Annotated in this window: 1 protein-coding gene; it reads right to left on the minus strand. The window is 38.1% G+C overall.

Annotated features, from left to right (window positions below; all coding sequences use genetic code 11):
• Positions 1 to 102 precede the first annotated feature (102 nt).
• Positions 103 to 876 carry a hypothetical protein gene (locus ACFIQC_RS09920; RefSeq protein ID WP_375627030.1) on the minus strand — a complete coding sequence of 258 codons (774 nt, stop codon included), beginning with the start codon at positions 874 to 876 and terminating at the stop codon, positions 103 to 105.
• Between the last annotated feature and the right edge of the window lie 67 nt (positions 877 to 943).

Consider the following 943-nt stretch of genomic DNA (forward strand, 5'->3'; position numbering starts at 1 on the left):
TATTTCTTTTAATCGTTTATTTAGATCGCTAGCTGTTTTGATAATAAAAGCCGTGTCTTAAAGGACGCGGCTTTTTTGCTATAAAGCAGCCCCACGCGTTATTTAAGCAGCGTCTTTTAGTGACAGATTATCATCACAGATATCATTACGAATTTTTGCACGGCTATTCACAACAGCATTGCCATAAATTTGCACATGATGATCAATATTTGATTTGCCATAGACCTTGGCATGATCATAAATCCTTACAAAGCAACCAACACGAGCCGAGCCAGAAACCTTGGCATGACCATAGATACTTGAATAATCCTTAATCCAAGCATTACAAAAAACATGGGCATTATCATAAACCCGCGCCCAGACATAAACCCGTGACTTGCCATACACATGGGCATTGCCAAAAATATAGCCACAAACATAGGCACTTTCATAGACACGGGCATTGTCATAAACCTTGGCACCATTAGAAATAGTAGCATTATCACTAATTACGGCATTACCATAAACATGCCCACAGACCTTAGCGTTATCATGAATTTTTGCGTTATCATAAATATGAGCGGTTGTATCAAAAACCAATGCCTTGCCATTAACGATAGCATTGCCATACACCTTGGCACCTCTAAAGATTTTAGCATCATTATAAATTTTAGCATTTTCATAAACAGTTGCATCGAAAAGAACCGCGGCATTATCATAGACCCAGCAATTGCCATCATGGGATAAGTTACTTTCATTTTCAATAAAACCGCCGAGGTCTCCCGCCTTAACATCATCAAAATCTCTTAGAGCACGTATGCGGTGTAAAGTAAGACCATCAAAAGTGAAGTTTTCATTAGTAAATTCATATTTTTTAGATACAGTTGTAGTGGTCATAGGTAGCTCCCTAATCTAATATTCAAACAAATTTTTAAATGAAATGGTTATAAGGAGGCGCCCCCGC

Origin of the sequence: Bartonella sp. AA126HLJHH, assembly GCF_042197425.1 — a bacterium.
Lineage (GTDB): Bacteria > Pseudomonadota > Alphaproteobacteria > Rhizobiales > Rhizobiaceae > Bartonella.

Bases quoted from the DNA above. Each gene is read 5' to 3' on its own strand.
- ACFIQC_RS09920 (WP_375627030.1), bottom strand. From the start codon at position 876: ATGACCACTACAACTGTATCTAAAAAATATGAATTTACTAATGAAAAC.